Here is a 17,701-nt window from a genome sequence, read left to right as displayed (position 1 = left end):
ACTGTAACATTTTACATATACTAATATTCAAATGATTATTTGAATAATGGGAATTCGCGCAGTTGCTGACAAATTCAGAGGAAAAGTAATTTAGTATCTAGAAACTCCACTCATTAGGGATTCAAAAAAACGAAATTGTTACATTAAATAGTTTACGACTTCTCCGAGTAAAGGACAAATAATGTAGGACTTCCACACACTGGGAAGTCTTTTAGTGGGAGGGGAACATGTGAAAAATGGTTGGAATCGTATGATTTATAAATGCTGGTCGCCGATTTATGATCATTTTTTTAATGCAGGGATATTCCTAAAAGCAAGAAACGAAATATTTCGAGATATATCTCTTGAAAAGGGGAGTAAAGTTCTATTTATTGGTGTAGGCACCGGAGCTGATCTTCCTTATTTTTTGAACAAGGGCTACGACATTACCGCGATTGATTATTCTGCTGATATGTTGAAAGTGGCAAAAGAAAAATATTCTGATTCCTCTGTAACCTTCTTAGAAATGGATGCACAGAATATGGAATTTCATGATGAATCTTTTAACTTTATTGTTGCAAGTTTAATACTTAGCGTTGTTCCCGGCCCTGAAAAAACGTTGAATGAAATGATTAGGGTTCTAAAGAAAAACGAATACTTTCTTGTTTTCGATAAATTTTCTCCCAAAAATAAAAATATGAATATCAAGCAAAAAATCTTTCGTCCCATTATTAAATTATTCGGTACAGATATAGGTTTGGATTTTTATCAATTATTCAAAGCAGTCGAAAATCAATGCGAAGTCATTCAAGATGAAAACGTTATGTTAAATGGGATGTATAGAAAAATTTTAGGGTTCAAGAAAGGAGAAACAAAATGAAAAAATTACTATTCGTATTAATTAGCTTATTGGTGATAATTCCTACTATTGCAAGTGCACATACGGAATTAGCTTCATCTAATCCTGCTTCAGGACAAGTAGTGACGGAAGACTTGAAAGAAATCGTCCTTACATATGAAGGAAAAATCGAATCCTTGAGTACGATGAAATTAGTGAAGGATGGGGCAGAGGTACCTCTTATAAGTGTTGTACCAAGAGACAAACAACTGGTGGGGACTTTATCAACCCCTCTTGAAAATGGCTCGTATACAATTCAGTGGAGTATTGCTGGTGAAGACGGTCATCCAATAACAGGTGAAATACCATTCTCCGTACAAATGGCACAAAAAGAAGAGCAAAAGACAGAAACGAAAGAGCCAGATGCGGTTAATAAAGAAGAACCAAAAAATGAGAAAACAAAGCAGGAACAAACCAAAAAGCAAACGAATGAATCATCATCATACATGAAAACAACTATTACTGTGGTGATTGTGTTAATTTTGGTTATTGGGATGTTCCTGCTATTTAGAAGGAAAAGATAAGTATGGCTTTCTTAATTCCGATTGCAGAGTTTGGGACTTATTTAATGTTTTCCATTTTAGTTGGACACGTTGCCCTTCAATTTGTTCCTGAAACCAATAAACCAAAAATCTATATTGCAAAACCTTTTTTATTGCTTTCAACACTAGGAATTATTATTTTTACGTTAGGACCAATTGTTCAGACCATTTCCTATTTTCAAAATGGCATTGGTTTTGCTCTTGCAGCTAAATCTGTTTTATTGGATTTTCAAGTAGGGAAATCCTGGATTTTTATTGGGTTTATGGCAACCTTCTTATGGATAACGTTATTGCTAAACGGCTCAAAATATATTCAGGCATTTTGGCTATTGTTAATGATCCTAGCAGTTGGTTATTCAAGTCATGTGGCTTCGCTGTCATTTTGGGCAGGTTTATTTTCTCACAGTACACATTTTTTAATGGTCACGTTGTGGACTGGCATTATAATTAATGTAGCATGGTTCTCGAAGGATCAATCTAATTGGTCAAAATTTTTACGTTGGTTTACACCATTTGCATCTATATGTTTTATCATCATTATCTTAAGTGGAATCTATCTAATGCTCTTTGTTGTTGAACCAAAGGATTATGTGAAATCATGGGTCTTGCCATACGGTCAGATGTTGCTTTTTAAACACATAAGTATTATTCCTGTTGTGATTTTTGCCTTTATTAACAGTGTTCTAGCAAGAAAATCATTAAACCATTCTTCTTTTAATCCCCGACCATGGATTAGGGGAGAAAGTGTTGTATTATTAATTGTATTTTATTTTACAGCTGTTATGGGAACCTTATCACCGCCTCATGAGGTTGAATTTACTGTTAAATCAGAGGGGGCATCTAAATGGGCTGAATGGGTTTTAGGGAAAAATATTATTTCAACCCTAAATATTAATCTATTTCCCACTTTTCAATCTGTTTTGCTAATATTACTTTCAATACTATTTTTGATTTTAATTTTGGTTAGCTTTAAAAGAGCCAAATCTGCAGTAGCAGTCATATTTGGAGTTGGTTTTGTTATTACTTTATATATTGGTTTAATGTTTGCTTTGAGCATCTGATTGATGGAATTAGCATGTTTAGATACTCATGGCTAATGAAGGTAATTGCTTACAAGCCAAATATACTATTAACTGATAGGACTATGTTTAATGGTCCTATTTTTTCTGTTTGGGAAACCATTAAATCTGGAACCAGTGGCTATTTTTTCGTTATGTTAATTTCAACTTAAAAACAAAATAGATCCGACTATTTGCCGGATCTATAATAAAAGGGGGGGTGAAGTTAAAAGGTTTGCATGTATGTGTCCTAGTTACATAATTTATAGTACTACGAAAATATTAACATTATTTGAACGAAATATTACATAATGATTAAATAATTATAGAAAAAATGTAATAGCCTCAGTTCGTCCTTTTGAATCCTATGCATTGATATTAGCACCTTCCTTAATAAGTTTGCTTATGGTGTCCGTTTCCCCAAACTTCTATTAGGATTAAGCTTTTGCTTTTTTCGGCCAAATAAAATAGCTGATTGTAATAATCAAATCAATGCTTAGAACTATTGACCAAATTTTTAATATCCCGCTTAATGCCGCAGTACGGGTTGGATCATTTATAAAATAAATCATCCCGGCTAATAATCCAGCGCCAATAAGATATGCAATGACATGCCTTACCCAGCCTTTCATATAATGCTTTGCATGTTCCATGCCGAACCGCTTCGCAGGTTTTGAACCCTGCTTTGTTACATAATACTGAAACCGCTCATCTGCCCATTGAATCATACTTTTTCCAAATGCAATGGATACTCCAATATAAACTGCAGCAATCGCATGCGCTTGTGTTGCAGTCGCACCGCGGTATAAATCAATACCCGTTATAATTAATAAAATTAAATCAATTACCGGGGTTAAAGCTAAAAAGAATAGTCCTAATCTGTTCAGCTTGAACACATACCGTGTTACTAACCCTAATACAATAACGATCCAAAACATAATTTCACAGGTGACAATCATCCATGCAACAAAGTTCAATGTCACACCTCTTTTCATTACAGACATATAGTTTTAGTTAATTATCATCTTAAACTTATTCAACTGATAAAAAACTATGTTAAGGAAGCTCAGAGCCACCCTTTTTCCATAGCAATATTCACGGCTTGCATCCTGGACTCTGCTTCCAGTTTCTGAATAGCAGAGGACAAATAGTTACGCACGGTTCCCTTCGTTAAGAAAAGTACCTTGCTGATTTCTCTTGTCGCCAATCCATCTTTTACAAGACGCAACACTTCTGTTTCCCGTTCACTCAATGGGTTATTTTCTTTCATAAAGAGTGTTGCTGCCAGATCCATACTGATAACACGCTCTCCATTCATGACTTTACGGATTGACTCAATGAGAAAATCAATCGGCTCATCCTTTAATAGGTATCCATTCACTTGAGAATCGATTGCTTTTTGCAAATAACCAGGACGGGCAAAAGTAGTGACAATTATTATTTTACAAGGTATATTAGCGTTTCTTATTTTCTCTGCCAATTCAAGACCACTGATAAAAGGGATTTCAATATCAAGTAAGCATACATCTGGCTGTTCCCTTTGTATGACTTCCCAAGCTTTTTGTCCATCTGATACTTCTGCCAACACCTTAATATCTGTTTCAAATGTCAATAAAGATGTTAATGCACCACGCAGCATTTGTTGGTCTTCTGCAATGACTACTCGTATCATGTAGCAGGAGCCCCCTTTCCTTACTGACGGACTGGGAGTTTGATAGAGACATGTGTTCCACCACTAGGGGAATTGTTTACCGCAGCTGTTCCCTGAAGAGCTTGCATCCGCTCTTTCATTGACTGAATGCCATTGCCACCCTCTACCTTGACTAGTCCAATCCCGTCATCCTTTATTTGTATAAAATAAATTTGGTCAATGATTTCGAATTGTATTGTACATCGCTTTGCTTTACTATGCTTAATTATATTGGTCATAGCTTCGCGAATACACAAAGCAATCATGGTCTCTTCTACACTGGATAATAGGAGAGGGTCCCCCTTTTTCACAATATCCAATTCAATTCCAGCAGTATGCATGAGTTTTTTGGAATGCTCGATCTCACTTTCCAAAGAGACGAACTTCATATCTGAAACTAACTCCCTTACCTGCTTCAAAGCGATTCTAGTCGTAGCTAGTATTTCCTTTAGTTCTTCCTTTGCTTTGGAGGAATCTTTATCTACTAATCTAGTAGTCAATTCACTTTTTAATTTAATCATTGTCAATGTTTGTCCGAGTGTATCATGAAGATCCCTTGCAATACGCTGTCTTTCCTCTTGTTGTACGATCTGTTTATTTGCTTCATCTAGTTCACTCTGTAAACTTTTTGCTTTTTCCTTTATATAAATCAATAAGGGAAAAAATATTTGAATAATCATAAGTGGAAGTAATGTCGTAGATTCCAACTTGAATAGATGGCCGGTGCTTTTCCAAAGAACTAAGATAAACATAAGAGCAATAGCTACCATTCCTATCCCAATATGCCATTTTGACTTCGACCTTCCAATCAGATCAGCAAATATGAATCCAAAAATCAAGATAGATAGACCAACATAAATACTTAGCAAAGCAAGGATTAAAAGACCGATTAAAACGGCCATCAATAAACGCCAATCTCTGTACCAAATTCCACTATAAAAAGAAACAAGGAATATCAGGAGAAGAAAAAGCTTTCCCAAGATGCCCAAATCAGATCCTGAACTTAAAACGATATAGAATAAAAACACAATTGATATCACATCTATCATCAAATATTGTTTGATTTGATCTATTGGGTATATCTTAATTTTCATAACCGCCTCCAGTTCAGTTATTTAGGAATAAATACTTCTACTGTACGCTTACGGATCCATTCTAATGGTCCAAGTTTAAAGGTACGTATCCATATAGATGCAAACATTAGTTGTATTAGTGAGATCAATATCCAGATAGCGATAATCGTCAAGGAACTGACTTTTCCTCCCAAAGCAAAACCCCAGCCGTAAAAAATAATGGAAGCAGTGATATTTTGCATGACATAACAGCTTAGAGATATTTTACCGACATTTTCAAGACGGTCCCAAAGCCAATTCCACTTCCTATATTCTATCATCCTTCCAATTATCGCTATATAACCAAGTGACAATAATGGAGCAAACAAATACCGGACTGGCAAATCAAAAGTCCCTCCCGGAATAAAAATCAACATATTTAAAGGCAATCCAAGATAAATTCCTATTTTAAAAAGCTTGTCACGCTGCTTCCGGCCATGTTCATCAGGAGAAAATACTCCTGAACGCATGAGACGAACACCTAGTAAAAATAAAAAGACGTTCAAAGGAATAATAAAAATGGCTTCACTTCTAAGCAGTAGAAAATTAGAAAGACGGTATTGGATTTGCTGCAGCCAACTACCACTTTGATAGAGAGGCACGACACTATCGAAACTAACCGAGATATTGGCCCCAAGCAAGCTGACAGCTAATAAAAACAAAATCATAACAGCATGAATGCTGCCAACAATGATCATGATTTTAGATATCAGACGTTCTCCGCCTTTTATTATGAAGGCTACAATCATGGCCGTCACACCGTAGCTCATTAATATGTCGTATTCCATGACAAATAGATAATGGATAAACCCTTCGATTAGTAAGAAAATGGCTGTCCATAGATAGACTCCAGGCCAAGCTCTCCCCATTCGTAGTGCCTGTTGATACTTTAATTCCAATCCTACTCCAAACATGATGGTTAATAATCCTAGCAGCTTTCCGTTTACAAGGAATAACACCAACATCCTAAAGAGATCTTCTGTTTTCCACCAGCCAGAATAATCAGAAGTAGTGATATAGGACAAATCCCCTAAATACGCAAAAATCCATATGTTGGTTCCTAGAGTTCCTAATACAGCAATCCCTCTTAATAGATCGAGTAGACGAATCCGCCCGTTTCTTTCTGTCATTATCTTCACCCTTTTCTGATAAAAATATTTGTATATTTATAGTATCTTAGAAAAGAATGAAGGAACATTCACACCTGTAAATAAATGTTTATGACAAGTGTCATTTCTTTGTTGTTCTTTTCGGAAATAAAGCGCTAATCAAAAATGGTTAGCGCCTTTTGTAGTTTACATAATTGTTGACTGGGAATAACAATATTTAATTTGTAATAAAGATGTTTAAAAATACTAATCATATTATTCCATTACAGGAGCGATTGTTGAATCCAAAGTGGTTGATTTTAACCGTTTACAATTTCCCCACCATTCACATGCAGAATTTGCCCTGATATGTAAGATGCATCATCGGAGGCCAAGAATACATAAGCAGGTGCAACTTCAAACGGCTGACCGGCTCGCTTCATGGGAACATTGTCACCAAATGTGGTAACCAGCTCTGGAGGTAAGGTAGATGGAATTAATGGAGTCCAAATTGGTCCTGGTGCCACACCATTGACTCGAATCCCTTGCGATACCAGTGACAATGACAGCGAACGTGTAAATGAAACAATTGCTCCTTTTGATGCTGAGTAGTCAATTGAATATTGACTTCCCTGATAGGCACTAATGGATGTTGTATTTATTATGGAACTCCCTGAATTCATGTATGGCAGAGCAGCTTTCGTCAAAATAAACTGCGAAAAAACATTTGTGTGAAAAGTACTTGCTCGTTGATTCGAATCTACATCTAATAGACTGTTCCTTACGTATGCGACACCGGCATTATTCACCAAAATGTCAATGCGGCCAAATTGGTGAATAGTTTGCATTACAACTTGTTGGCAGTGCTGCTCATATCCAATATCGCCTGGAATGGTAATACAGCGACGGCCGTACTTTTTGACATAGAACTCTGTTTCGTTTGCATCGCTATGTTCATTTAGGTATGAGATTGCAATGTCTGCACCCTCTTTCGCGAAGGCGACAGCGACAGCTCTCCCGATTCCACTATCACCACCGGTTATGAGAGCTACCTTATTCATAAGTTTACCGGCTGGTTTGTAATTGGGGTTATCAAATATAGGTCTTGGTGTCATTATTGATTCAATGCCAGGTTTACTTTGTTGCTGAGGCGGAAAACCCATCATGTACACTCCTCTATGCATTTTCCTACAATGTATGAAATTCCGATATAGGTTATAACCTATTCCTTCGCCATCTATAAATGCAGCGAATAGCGATCGGGTGCAGAGCTTTGTTAGGTTTTGTTATTATGATCCAAAGTGATTACTACATTTCACTTTTTGTGTCCTTTTTCTACATATCTATGAGCCTCGGGAATTTGTTCCAGCGGAAAATGCTAAGGAATCATCGACTTTTTATTCTTAAGGATATTCTTTTCGGGTTGTGAGAGTGAAACTAAGAAGTAATACAATCCAGGGAGAAGAATCACCATCCCTATAATCGTATATGTCTGACGTGTACTTAAATCAAAAAATGTAGTGGATGCAAACAAAATTCCTAAGGGCATTGTGACACGAAGAAAAAGCAACCGAACTGCACTTAGTTGTGTTAAACGATCTCGAGGGGCCTCGCGTTGGAAAAGTGCTGCACTTTGAGAATTAAAAAGAGGAAACAAAATTCCCCCAGCAAGTTCACAAATCCATGCAAGCGGAACCTCATGAACAAAAAACAAGAGTACGAACGAAAGACCTCCTCCAATCAAACCGAGGTACATTGTTTGATAAGTTTTGGGTAATTTCGTAAGTAATACTGTTCCAATGGCATAACCGATTGGAAAAGCGCCTGAGAAAACCGCATATTCCCAATAATTCCCCCCTAAATCGCCACGTATAAAAGGAACATTGATAACCATCGTAGCACCGACAGCGAATTGTACAATTGAAGAGAGAATCGTAAGACGTAAAAGATGTGGATACTTAAAAAATGTCCTATAGCCTTCTTTCATTTCTGCCCACCAAAACTTCTTTGTCCAAGTTGCCACTCTTTCCTTACTTGAGTGTGGAATACGTGAGAGTGCGAGATAGCTAAGAAAGAACATAGCAGAAGAAAAACCATAGATGAAATGCATGGGACTGACTAACAAAAGCAAGGAAGTTGCTCCAGGAGCTATAAAACTCATGAGTCGAATGGTTCCATCCAGTAAACCATTTGCTGCGACAAGCTCTTCCTTTTTACAGATTTCAGGTAGAAGTGAAAAAGATAGACTTGCGTAAATCGGCTGCACCAATCCTAATAGGCATTGCAAAACGACTAATCCCAAAATAATTCCCACGTCAGAACCAATTAAATAACCAATTAGTGGAACAATGTAGGCTCCAGCACGAATCAACTGTATATTTCGAAGCATTTTTTCCTTAACAACATGGTTTAGAAAGGGTGCACTTATGCCTTGTAAAATTAATGAAGGAATAAAATATACAAGCCAAAGTACACCCACCCATTCCTTTGATCCTGTCAATTCATACAGCAACAATCCATTAATGATCCCCCCGGCTGCTCCACCAAATTCTGATACGATTTCACCTAACCAAAGTGCTTTAAATGACTTAGAGAACTTCTTCATATGTGAACTCCAAGGTACTGATTAAGCTGTCCAGAAAAAGCGTTAATCTGCGTTTGATTTGCCGAATAGATTCCTTTTTCAACACGAATAAACTTTGCTGCTTTTAATATAGATAGCTGGTGATGTAGTGTTGTTTTAGAAGTATGAAACTGTACGGTCATCTCTTGAAGCGATAACGGTCCCTTTAGAAGCTGATAAAGCAATTTCAATCGGAGTTCATCCCCTAACGCTTTGTGACCACGAATTAATTCATTCGATGGAACACCTGGCTCTATCAAATATTCTTCCTTTAAAGGATAAAAGAAGAGTTTAGTATCAGGTGTGCGTTGTTCTAAGATCCAAGGACGATATGATACATGTGGGATTAATTTGACAGTCCAGACAGATGGTTCAGGAAGATACTTGATTCCACCCGTAATTCGTTCGATTTCCTCAATAGGATTTGTTATATCAATTGAGCTGTATTGCTTTTGCTCAAAATCAAGTGCCTTAGTCCACTTTTCCCATTCTTCTTGCTGGCTTACCCACTTGTACCACTCATCCAATGTATTGTTGAATAGGTCGCAAATTTCAAGATGTGAATAATGACCAAGATCATGAACATATCCACCTAAGTAGTCATGGGATTCAAAATATGCAGCATACTTCTCAAATAATTCACCTCGATGTTCAGTGGCTGTCGCTTTTCTCAAGGGCTCAGTTTCCCGATCCTTGTAAGGTAGAAGTGTCTCATAAAAACAATCAATTGGAATTTCTGAAAGGCGATTCGAAAAATCTTGAATAGATAATGAAGATAGTTTGTTTTGAAGCATAATCAATCCATACCAAAAGTTGGTCTTCTCAATCACCTTCAAATGGTTTACTAGTGATGCAGGCATTGAGCTTTGCTCTGATACCCACTTTTCATCCAAATCGAATGTATGTCGAAGTTGTGAATATGTATATCCTGCAATACCAAGAATCACTTCCCAAACAGGTGAGGATTCTACTTGTAAGGAAATAGTTTCAAGTGGCTGTGGGGAATAAAGATGTTTCATTAAAGGTCCTCCTTGTATAATGTATTTTCTTAATTCTAAATTAATTGAATCTATAATTCAATATTTCTAGAATTTAAATATATTTTTCCTGTCCTCTAGTCATATCTAACCTCTAACAGCAAATTGTGAAGAATCAGAGTGCCCGTTGAAGGGAAAAAAACCGGCACCCGGTCATTGTGAAAGGATTAGAGTGCCCGTTGAAGGAAGAAAAAGCGGAGCTCGGTCACTGTGGAAGGATCAGAGTGCCTGTTGAAGAAAAAAAAGGGCCGCTCGGTCACTGTGAAAAGTAAATCTACCTCTGGTTAATAATTCTAAATTACCTCGGAAAAACCTAATCCAGTTTAAAAATTACCTTTAAAAAAAGAAAATCAAGGTTACTTTCGTTAAACGATTCTATGTCTACTTTCAAAAATTTGTTAAAAGTGCATTGTAAAATGTGCTATAATTTGTCGTAAAAAGGTAATTTTTTTGTTTACCTTGGACTCAGTATGTTTTTTAATGTGTGAAAATTTAGAAATAAAAATATTGTTTGAAACTTTAGTGTGAAGGGACAATATAGGCAGGAGGCCGTATGAAATTTAGGGCAAAGCTCTATACGAGCACTGGATCAATCGTAGTTTTAATTTCAATTTGTGTCATCATTTTAATGAATATGCTTGAACAGTCTATGGTAAATACCGATGTGGTTGTTACCGATAAATATGAACGAATCAATATGGCTTCAACTATTAAATACGAGACAGTTAATATTGCTAGAGAGTTAAGAGAGATTTCAGTCAGTCAATCTAATGAAACACTGGAATCGTCCATTTATGCTTTGGAAGAATCGAACATAAATATCAACCGAGCGATAGAGTCCCTTGAAAGAATAGATAGTAAAGGAAAGACAGATGGATTAGTTGCAAAATATAAAGTACTCCACGAATCTTATCTAGCTGTGGCACAGCAAGTGATTGCTATAAAAAAAATCGATTCTAAAGCTGCTATCCAACCACAGCTGTTGAATGATTCGAAGCTTACCGGGGAAAGAATGCTTCAACTTGCTGAACTTCTACGTGGATTGCAAGAACAAGAGATGAAAAATGAACTTTATCGATCACGAGATACATACCATTGGGCGGTCTCAACGATATATTTTTATCTAGCGATCTGTTTGTGTTTAGGATTAGGATTCATGATTTGGATTATTAGAGGGATGACAAAGAATCTCAACCATGTAACGACTGTTATGAAAAGTGTGACCAATAGCAGTCCTGATGACCTGCCGCGGATAGAGATCTTTTCTAAAGATGAAATTGGTGCCATCGCCGCTGCCTTTAACAAAATGGTTTCAGAGCTAGAGGCACATAGCAAACTAGAGAAACAATTAATAGAAGAGGCAGGAGAGCGGAGCTGGCTTAAATCGAAAATTGCTGAAATTCTAGCAATGTACCCAAAAGCTAAAGATGTGCAGATGCTTGCTGAATTGTTCATTTCAAAGCTTGTACCAATGGTAGGAGCTTGTAATGGTGTGTTTTATATAAAGACAGTGGAAGAAAACGAGCAGTATTTGAAAAAAATAGCTGCTTACGCTTTTTTTAATCAAAATAAGGAATTTCAATGCTTTCGTATGGGAGAGGGTCTGATTGGGCAGTGTGCGTTGGAAAAGCAGCCCATCTTCCTAAATCAAGTTCCAGATAATTATATAAAAATACGTTCTGGTATGGGAGAAGCTTCACCGAAAAATATTATCATCTTCCCGATACAAAACGAAGATGATGTTCTTGCTGTTATCGAAATTGCTTCTTTTGAATCATTTAGTCCTTCTCAAATCAAGTTGCTTGAAGAAGTCATTCCTACGACTGGAATTACGCTAAAAAGTATTTTAAATCATATGAAGGCGGAAAGGTTATTACAAGAATCACAAAGCTTAACTGAAGAACTTCAAGCTCAATCTGAAGAACTACAATTACAGCAAGAGGAGCTAAGGACGACAAATGAACAACTCGAGGAACAATATGCGGCCTCAGTCTTAAAAAAAGAAGAACTAGAGAAAGTAAGAGAGCAACTTGAAGAAAAAGCGCAACAATTAGAAGTTAGCTCCCAATATAAATCAGAATTTCTTGCTAATATGTCCCATGAGCTTAGAACGCCACTTAATAGTTTACTCATTTTAGCACAAATCCTTTCGGAAAACGGTGAGGGCAATCTTACAGAAAAACAAAAGGAGTATGTTCGAACTATTTATTCTTCTGGTAATGATTTATTACATTTAATCAATGATGTTCTAGATTTAGCAAAAGTAGAATCAGGAAAACTAGAAGTAATTCATAGAATAGTAGATTTACATGGTGTGAAAGATTACATCATGAAGCAATTTTCACCAATTGCCTATAAGAAAGGTATTCAATTTATCGTTCAAGTGGAACCTGATGTACCGCCAAGTTTCTATACGGATGAACAACGGTTGCAGCAAATATTAAAAAATCTGCTTTCAAATGCATTTAAATTCACTGAAAGTGGCAGTGTTTCACTAATTATTCGGAAGGTAATGAAAGAAACCGACCGGCAGGTGATTTTTGTGAATAATCACATAGAATGTATGCTAGCCTTCTCCGTGATTGATACAGGGATTGGTATACCTAGGGAAGAACAGGAGACGATATTTGATGCCTTTAAACAAGCCGATGGAACGACAAGTCGAAAATATGGTGGTACAGGATTAGGACTATCTATTTGCCGAGAAATAGCTTATTTATTAGGCGGGTTTATTAAGTTAACGAGTGAGGCAGGAGAGGGAAGCAACTTTACTTTATATCTGCCGTACGACCAAGTAATTAAGCCAAAAGAGGTAACAACTTATATTAAGGAAGCTTCGGCAGGCCTCGAGAATGAGCATTATTCAACAGAATTTACGAACAAAATGGATGACGAAGATAGAAGGATTAAACAACTCGGAAAATCTTCGCTAAAAAATAAAAAGGTCCTCATTGTCGACGATGATATCCGAAATGTTTATGCACTTACAATTGCACTAGAGAAATATGAAATGGAAATACTCGTAGCAGACAATGGCCGCGAAGGGATTGAAATCTTACAAAGTAATCCAGATATAGATATTATTTTAATGGATATTATGATGCCTGAAATGGATGGATTTGAGGCAATACGTACAATTCGAAGCATACCAGAGTTTATATCCTTACCGATTATTGCCCTTACAGCAAAGGCGATGAAACATAGTCGGGAAGAATGTTTAGATGCAGGAGCAACGGACTATATTAGTAAGCCGCTTAACTTAGATCAGTTATTCTCTCTTATGCATGTATGGTTGTATAGAAAGGAAGGATAAGCGATTACAATTCAAAAAAGGGAAGTTCTACAAAAGCAAACATCGAGCCAAGTGATAGAAAATATTGAAATAGATATGCTTCTTGAAGCGATTTACCGCTTTTACGGCTATGATTTTAGAAATTATACCCGTCCCTTCATTCAGAGGAGAATTGTACAACGTGTAAAAAAGGAGAATCTAACAAGTATATCTGCTCTTCAAGAGAAAATATTGCGTGATCCGATCGTAATGAGTAAGTTATTTTCTGATTTCTCTATAAATGTTACCGAGATGTTTCGGGATCCTAGTTTTTTTAAATTTTTTCGAACAAATCTCATTCCAGTAGTAAGAGATTATTCTGAAATTCGAATTTGGCATGTCGGCTGCTCAACTGGTGAAGAAGTGTATTCAATGGCCATCCTGTTACAAGAAGAGGGCCTATTTGAAAAGACAAAAATTTATGCAACAGATATAAACAAAAGTGTGTTAGAAAAGGCGAAGAAGGGTACTTTTTCTTTAGCTGATATGCAGCAATACACCAAAAATTATTTATTAGCTGGCGGGACTAGAGCTTTTTCAGAATACTACAAGGTGGTTGCGGACCAGGTCGTTTTCCCCCCTGCTCTAAAAAAAAACGTTGTGTTTGCTGAGCATAATTTAGTAACAGACTCTTCATTTCACGAGTTTGATATTATTATTTGTCGAAATGTCCTAATCTATTTTAATAAGTGTTTGCAAAATGATGTCCATCAACTCCTCTATGAAAGCCTAAGTTTGTCAGGCTTTCTAGGGTTGGGTAAAAGAGAGGGGATTAGATTTACAAGTTATGGAACCTGTTACGAAGAATTTAACTCAACAGAAAGACTGTATCGTAAATTTAAATAGTACCACTACTCAAAAAGTCAATCTATTAATGGTGGATAATCATCCTGAAAATCTACTGGCATTGGAAGCAGTACTCTCGTCTCCACACTATAACTTAGTTAGTGCAACATCAGGGAATGAAGCACTGAAATGGCTGCTTAAACAAGAATTTGCTGTTATTTTACTAGACGTACAAATGCCAGGACTAAATGGTTTTGAAACAGCTAAACTGATTCGGGCAAGAGAAAAAACAAAGCATATTCCAATTATTTTCATTACGGCTATTAGTCAAGATTTGGAACATGTTCAGCGTGGTTACTCTGTAGGGGCAATTGATTATATCTTTAAACCGTTTCAACCTGAAACATTAAAACAAAAAATAGAGAAATTTGTTGAAATCTATCAAAAATATAAAGAGGAAATTAGCAAGAGTGAGTTGCAGCGTTCAGCTGAATTAAGTGAAGTGAATAAAAAGTTAGATCAGACAACCTTGGATTTACAAAGGACAGAAGCATTAGCAAAGGTGATTAGTGAAACGTTAATCGATACCATTGTTACCTTTGACAGTCAAGGGTATATCTTATCGGTAAATCCAGCTGTAAAAACCATGTTTGGCTATCATCCGGATGAATTGGTAGGACAGCCTATCGGCAATCTTTTTCTAAAAGTGAAGGGAGACAATGGAAATAGATCTCCGCATTTGTTCTTTTCCTTAAACAACCCATGTCTAGGAAAGGTGATCGAATCGGTTGCAGTAAGGAAGGATGAAAACCATTTTTATGCGGATATCCAAATTGGAGAAACTGCAGTAGAAGGTCAACAAATTTTTGTTTGTACCATTCGTGATGTGACAGAAAGAAAGCAGATAGAAGAAATTAAAAAGCAACAATTCAATCATATGGAGAATATGGTAAAAGACCGCACGTTAGAGCTTATATTAGCCAACCAGCAGCTGCAAATAGAAATTGAGGAGCGGAAAAAGATTACCGATTATCTTTCTGTTTCCCAAGAACGGTTTCGGAAAATCTTTGAGTCTAGTCCCTGTTTGATGGCCATTATTTCGCTAAAAGATAAAACATACTTAGATGTAAATACAAGTTGGATAAACTTTACGGGCTACAGTTATCATGAATTATTTCATCAAAAAATAAACTTACTAGATTTTATTGACGAACCCGACGGTAACTCTATTCATCTAGAGCAGCCAATTCGTAGTAAAAAAATCAACTATAAGGCAAAACACGGAGAAATCCGTGCCGGATTTTTATCTACGGAAATGATTGACATTCACCCTGAACCTTGTATTCTTTTCGTTTTGACAGATTTTACGGAAAGGCTCCTTTTGGAAAGGGAGATGTCCAGGCTGGATCGGTTAAATTTAATTGGGGAGATGGCTGCAGGGATTGCCCACGAAATTCGCAACCCCATGACAACCGTTTATGGATTTTTGCAAGTAGCAAGAAGCAACCGCGATAGTTTACCACAAGAAATAGTTGACCTCATGTTAGAAGAATTAAGCAGGGCTAATTCTATTATTACTGAATTTCTTAATTTGGCTAAAAATAAAGTAAGTTATAAAAAAATCCAAAATTTAAATACGATTATTGAAGCATTATTTCCGCTTATTCAAGCTGAAGCATTACGTTCTAGAAAACAAGCAGTGCTCGATTTACATGATTGCCCCGATATCTCAGTAGATGAAAAAGAAATTCGCCAATTAATATTAAATATTGTGTTAAATGGGCTCGATTCCATGCCTCCTGGGGGGCAGCTTACAATAAAAACATATGTAGAAGAGCAGGCCGTTATATTGGAAATAAAAGATCAGGGGAAAGGGATTAGCTCGGAGATTTTAGAAAAACTAGGTACACCGTTCTTCACAACCAAGGAAAATGGAACAGGGTTGGGCTTAGCGATCTGCTATAGTGTAGCAGAACGTCATCAGGCGGATATTGACATAGAAACAGGAAATGAGGGATCAACCTTTTCTATTCGTTTCAAATCAATCTAGCAATAAATTAAATTAGAAAAGGGCGGTTTGAGCCATGAGAAAAAGAAAAGTTCAATGCGTCTGGAGCTAGACATTTCTCAAAGTACAGACTTTAATACTTTCTTTCTTTGAATGAAGGAGGGGTTGCATGTTAAAAAGGAGCAAGCTATTTCTTCTTACTTTTTTTATTATTTTTGCAATATTAGTTGGTTTTAGCTTTAAATACTTTGTCGGTGAAAAGCCAAAAGTCGTCTTTGTTTTGAGAACGTTAGACAATCAGTATTGGGAAATTATTCGAGCAGGTATAGAGCAGGGATGTAAAGATTTTGGGATAGACGGTAAGGTAATGGCACCGAGAAATGGAACAGCCGAAGAACAAATGAAGATGTTAAAGAATGTTCTTGAAGAACCTCCCGATGTATTAGTGGTCTCTCGGGCCATTTCCCCTGATATCATTCCTAATTTAGAAGAGTTTGTTAAAAGGAACATTCCTGTATTGCTGATAAATACAGATGAACCTTGGAAAAATAAAACGGCTTATATTGGTACCAATAACATAGAATTAGGGAGAAAAGCAGGGATATTGATGGGTGCGATGCTTCAGCCTGGAGATAAAGTGGCCCTTATCGGCAGAGAATCATCCGTAGAAAGAGAACGGATAAAGGGAGCTAAAGATAGTTTAGAGGCAGCAGGGATCAACATAGCAGCAGAAACGTTAAAACTATCAATTGATGATAAAGAGAATGATCAAAACGTGAAAAAGGTAATAGAAGCGATTCTGCAGCAGCATCCAGATCTTAAAGGTGTTATTACCTCAACTGATTATCTTGCTATTCCTGTGGTCAAGGTTCTGCAAGAACAAGGACTTACTATGCCCGTTACAGGAGCAGATGGAATAATCAAAATGCTTGAGTTAGTAGAAAAAGGAACATTAATCGGTACAGTAGCCCAAAACCCTTATGATATGGGTTATTTAAGTGTTGAAGCTGCATTAAAGGTTACAAAGGGAGAAAAGATAAAAAGATACATTGATAGCGGTGTAGATATTATCACGGAAGACAATGTGAAACAGAAGCTAGACTTCCTAAGAAAGGTGTTGAAGTAAATTACATAAGCTTACGGATTTACCTGAGGTCAAACCCCCGTTTCGCTTTAAAGGGAGATAATATTTATAAGCGCAGTATTTCCCTTAAGTTCACATAGAAAAATAAAGGGCAGAAAATTTTTTTAGAAATAAAAAAGGAGCTAAACTTAAACTACAGTTTAGCTCCTTTTATTTACAAATTATTTAATGAAAAAGGATATAATCCCTATTATTATACACAAGATTCCACCTAAAAATTGTCCTAGTCCAGAAGCTTCCCCCATTATTAAGAAATTAAAAATGTTTTTTCTTTTTTGGGTTTTTCCGACGAACGCATCATCCTTTTTCATTCTATATCTACCCCATAATACAAGGACTACTCCAAAAAGTATAAAAAATAGCTTTAACATGATCATATAATTACCTCTTTTTATTATTTGTTTT

The 17,701-nt window shown here is 36.4% G+C and carries 15 protein-coding genes; 7 read left to right on the top strand and 8 right to left on the bottom strand.

The window, feature by feature from the left end:
• The first annotated feature begins 229 nt into the window (after positions 1-229).
• The 3 genes from V7150_RS20300 to V7150_RS20290 are packed head-to-tail and all read left to right on the top strand — an operon-like array spanning position 230 to position 2,480.
• Positions 230-859: a class I SAM-dependent methyltransferase gene (locus tag V7150_RS20300; protein ID WP_335521903.1), complete on the top strand. Its 630-nt coding sequence runs from the start codon at positions 230-232 to the stop codon at positions 857-859.
• Complete coding sequence (locus V7150_RS20295; RefSeq protein WP_335521901.1) at positions 856-1,401, top strand: copper resistance CopC family protein; 546 nt, start codon at positions 856-858, stop codon at positions 1,399-1,401. Before V7150_RS20300 ends, V7150_RS20295 begins: the two co-directional genes overlap by 4 nt.
• Positions 1,402-1,403: 2 nt before the next feature.
• Positions 1,404-2,480: a copper resistance D family protein gene (locus tag V7150_RS20290; RefSeq protein WP_335521899.1), complete on the top strand. Its 1,077-nt coding sequence runs from the start codon at positions 1,404-1,406 to the stop codon at positions 2,478-2,480.
• 434 nt (positions 2,481-2,914) lie between these two features.
• On the opposite strand, the gene V7150_RS20285 is transcribed toward V7150_RS20290, so the two are convergent.
• The 7 genes from V7150_RS20285 to V7150_RS20255 all read right to left on the bottom strand — a co-directional run bounded on the left by V7150_RS20285 (position 2,915) and on the right by V7150_RS20255 (position 10,009).
• Complete coding sequence (locus tag V7150_RS20285) at positions 2,915-3,454, bottom strand: hypothetical protein (RefSeq protein ID WP_335521917.1); 540 nt, start codon at positions 3,452-3,454, stop codon at positions 2,915-2,917.
• A gap of 89 nt (positions 3,455-3,543) precedes the next feature.
• Positions 3,544-4,149, bottom strand: coding sequence for a response regulator transcription factor (locus V7150_RS20280; protein WP_335521896.1), 606 nt, complete (start codon positions 4,147-4,149; stop codon positions 3,544-3,546).
• Between the two features lie 20 nt (positions 4,150-4,169).
• Positions 4,170-5,261: a sensor histidine kinase gene (locus V7150_RS20275; RefSeq protein WP_335521894.1), complete on the bottom strand. Its 1,092-nt coding sequence runs from the start codon at positions 5,259-5,261 to the stop codon at positions 4,170-4,172.
• Between the two features lie 17 nt (positions 5,262-5,278).
• Positions 5,279-6,409, bottom strand: a complete 1,131-nt coding sequence (locus tag V7150_RS20270) for a DUF418 domain-containing protein (RefSeq protein ID WP_335521892.1) — start codon at positions 6,407-6,409, stop codon at positions 5,279-5,281.
• A gap of 278 nt (positions 6,410-6,687) precedes the next feature.
• Positions 6,688-7,551: an SDR family oxidoreductase gene (locus V7150_RS20265; RefSeq protein ID WP_335521890.1), complete on the bottom strand. Its 864-nt coding sequence runs from the start codon at positions 7,549-7,551 to the stop codon at positions 6,688-6,690.
• A 194-nt stretch (positions 7,552-7,745) separates the two neighbouring features.
• A complete protein-coding gene (locus V7150_RS20260) occupies positions 7,746-8,972 on the bottom strand; it encodes an MFS transporter (protein WP_335521888.1) in 1,227 nt (408 codons plus the stop codon).
• Positions 8,969-10,009 carry an ArsR family transcriptional regulator gene (locus V7150_RS20255; RefSeq protein WP_335521886.1) on the bottom strand — a complete coding sequence of 347 codons (1,041 nt, stop codon included), beginning with the start codon at positions 10,007-10,009 and terminating at the stop codon, positions 8,969-8,971. The genes V7150_RS20260 and V7150_RS20255 overlap by 4 nt, the downstream gene beginning before the upstream one ends.
• A 571-nt stretch (positions 10,010-10,580) precedes the next feature.
• On the opposite strand from V7150_RS20255, the gene V7150_RS20250 reads away from it, so the two are divergent.
• From V7150_RS20250 to V7150_RS20235, 4 genes are all read left to right on the top strand, one after another.
• The gene (locus V7150_RS20250) at positions 10,581-13,340 is read left to right on the top strand and encodes an ATP-binding protein (RefSeq protein WP_335521884.1); all 2,760 of its coding nucleotides are present in this window, start codon (positions 10,581-10,583) and stop codon (positions 13,338-13,340) included.
• Positions 13,341-13,394: 54 nt separating this feature from the next.
• Positions 13,395-14,204 (top strand): CheR family methyltransferase, encoded by an 810-nt coding sequence (locus tag V7150_RS20245; protein ID WP_420490314.1) that lies wholly within the window; start codon positions 13,395-13,397, stop codon positions 14,202-14,204.
• Positions 14,146-16,194 (top strand): PAS domain S-box protein, encoded by a 2,049-nt coding sequence (locus V7150_RS20240; protein ID WP_335521882.1) that lies wholly within the window; start codon positions 14,146-14,148, stop codon positions 16,192-16,194. Before V7150_RS20245 ends, V7150_RS20240 begins: the two co-directional genes overlap by 59 nt.
• 127 nt (positions 16,195-16,321) lie before the next feature.
• Positions 16,322-17,278: a sugar ABC transporter substrate-binding protein gene (locus tag V7150_RS20235; protein WP_335521880.1), complete on the top strand. Its 957-nt coding sequence runs from the start codon at positions 16,322-16,324 to the stop codon at positions 17,276-17,278.
• A 179-nt stretch (positions 17,279-17,457) separates the two neighbouring features.
• Here V7150_RS20235 and V7150_RS20230 read toward each other — a convergent pair whose 3' ends face one another.
• Entirely contained in the window at positions 17,458-17,670 is a 213-nt protein-coding gene (locus V7150_RS20230) for a hypothetical protein (protein WP_335521913.1), read from the bottom strand.
• Between the last annotated feature and the right edge of the window lie 31 nt (positions 17,671-17,701).

This window comes from Neobacillus drentensis (genome assembly GCF_036965245.1).
In the GTDB taxonomy this organism is placed as follows: domain Bacteria; phylum Bacillota; class Bacilli; order Bacillales; family Cytobacillaceae; genus Neobacillus; species Neobacillus drentensis_G.
This window is presented reverse-complemented; position numbering and strand designations above follow the sequence as displayed.

Bases quoted from the DNA above. Each gene is read 5' to 3' on its own strand.
- V7150_RS20290 (WP_335521899.1), top strand. From the start codon at position 1,404: ATGGCTTTCTTAATTCCGATTGCAGAGTTTGGGACTTATTTAATGTTT.
- V7150_RS20250 (WP_335521884.1), top strand. From the start codon at position 10,581: ATGAAATTTAGGGCAAAGCTCTATACGAGCACTGGATCAATCGTAGTT.
- V7150_RS20240 (WP_335521882.1), top strand. From the start codon at position 14,146: ATGGAACCTGTTACGAAGAATTTAACTCAACAGAAAGACTGTATCGTA.
- V7150_RS20295 (WP_335521901.1), top strand. From the start codon at position 856: ATGAAAAAATTACTATTCGTATTAATTAGCTTATTGGTGATAATTCCT.
- V7150_RS20270 (WP_335521892.1), bottom strand. From the start codon at position 6,409: ATGACAGAAAGAAACGGGCGGATTCGTCTACTCGATCTATTAAGAGGG.
- V7150_RS20260 (WP_335521888.1), bottom strand. From the start codon at position 8,972: ATGAAGAAGTTCTCTAAGTCATTTAAAGCACTTTGGTTAGGTGAAATC.
- V7150_RS20255 (WP_335521886.1), bottom strand. From the start codon at position 10,009: ATGAAACATCTTTATTCCCCACAGCCACTTGAAACTATTTCCTTACAA.
- V7150_RS20275 (WP_335521894.1), bottom strand. From the start codon at position 5,261: ATGAAAATTAAGATATACCCAATAGATCAAATCAAACAATATTTGATG.
- V7150_RS20235 (WP_335521880.1), top strand. From the start codon at position 16,322: ATGTTAAAAAGGAGCAAGCTATTTCTTCTTACTTTTTTTATTATTTTT.
- V7150_RS20265 (WP_335521890.1), bottom strand. From the start codon at position 7,551: ATGCATAGAGGAGTGTACATGATGGGTTTTCCGCCTCAGCAACAAAGT.
- V7150_RS20280 (WP_335521896.1), bottom strand. From the start codon at position 4,149: ATGATACGAGTAGTCATTGCAGAAGACCAACAAATGCTGCGTGGTGCA.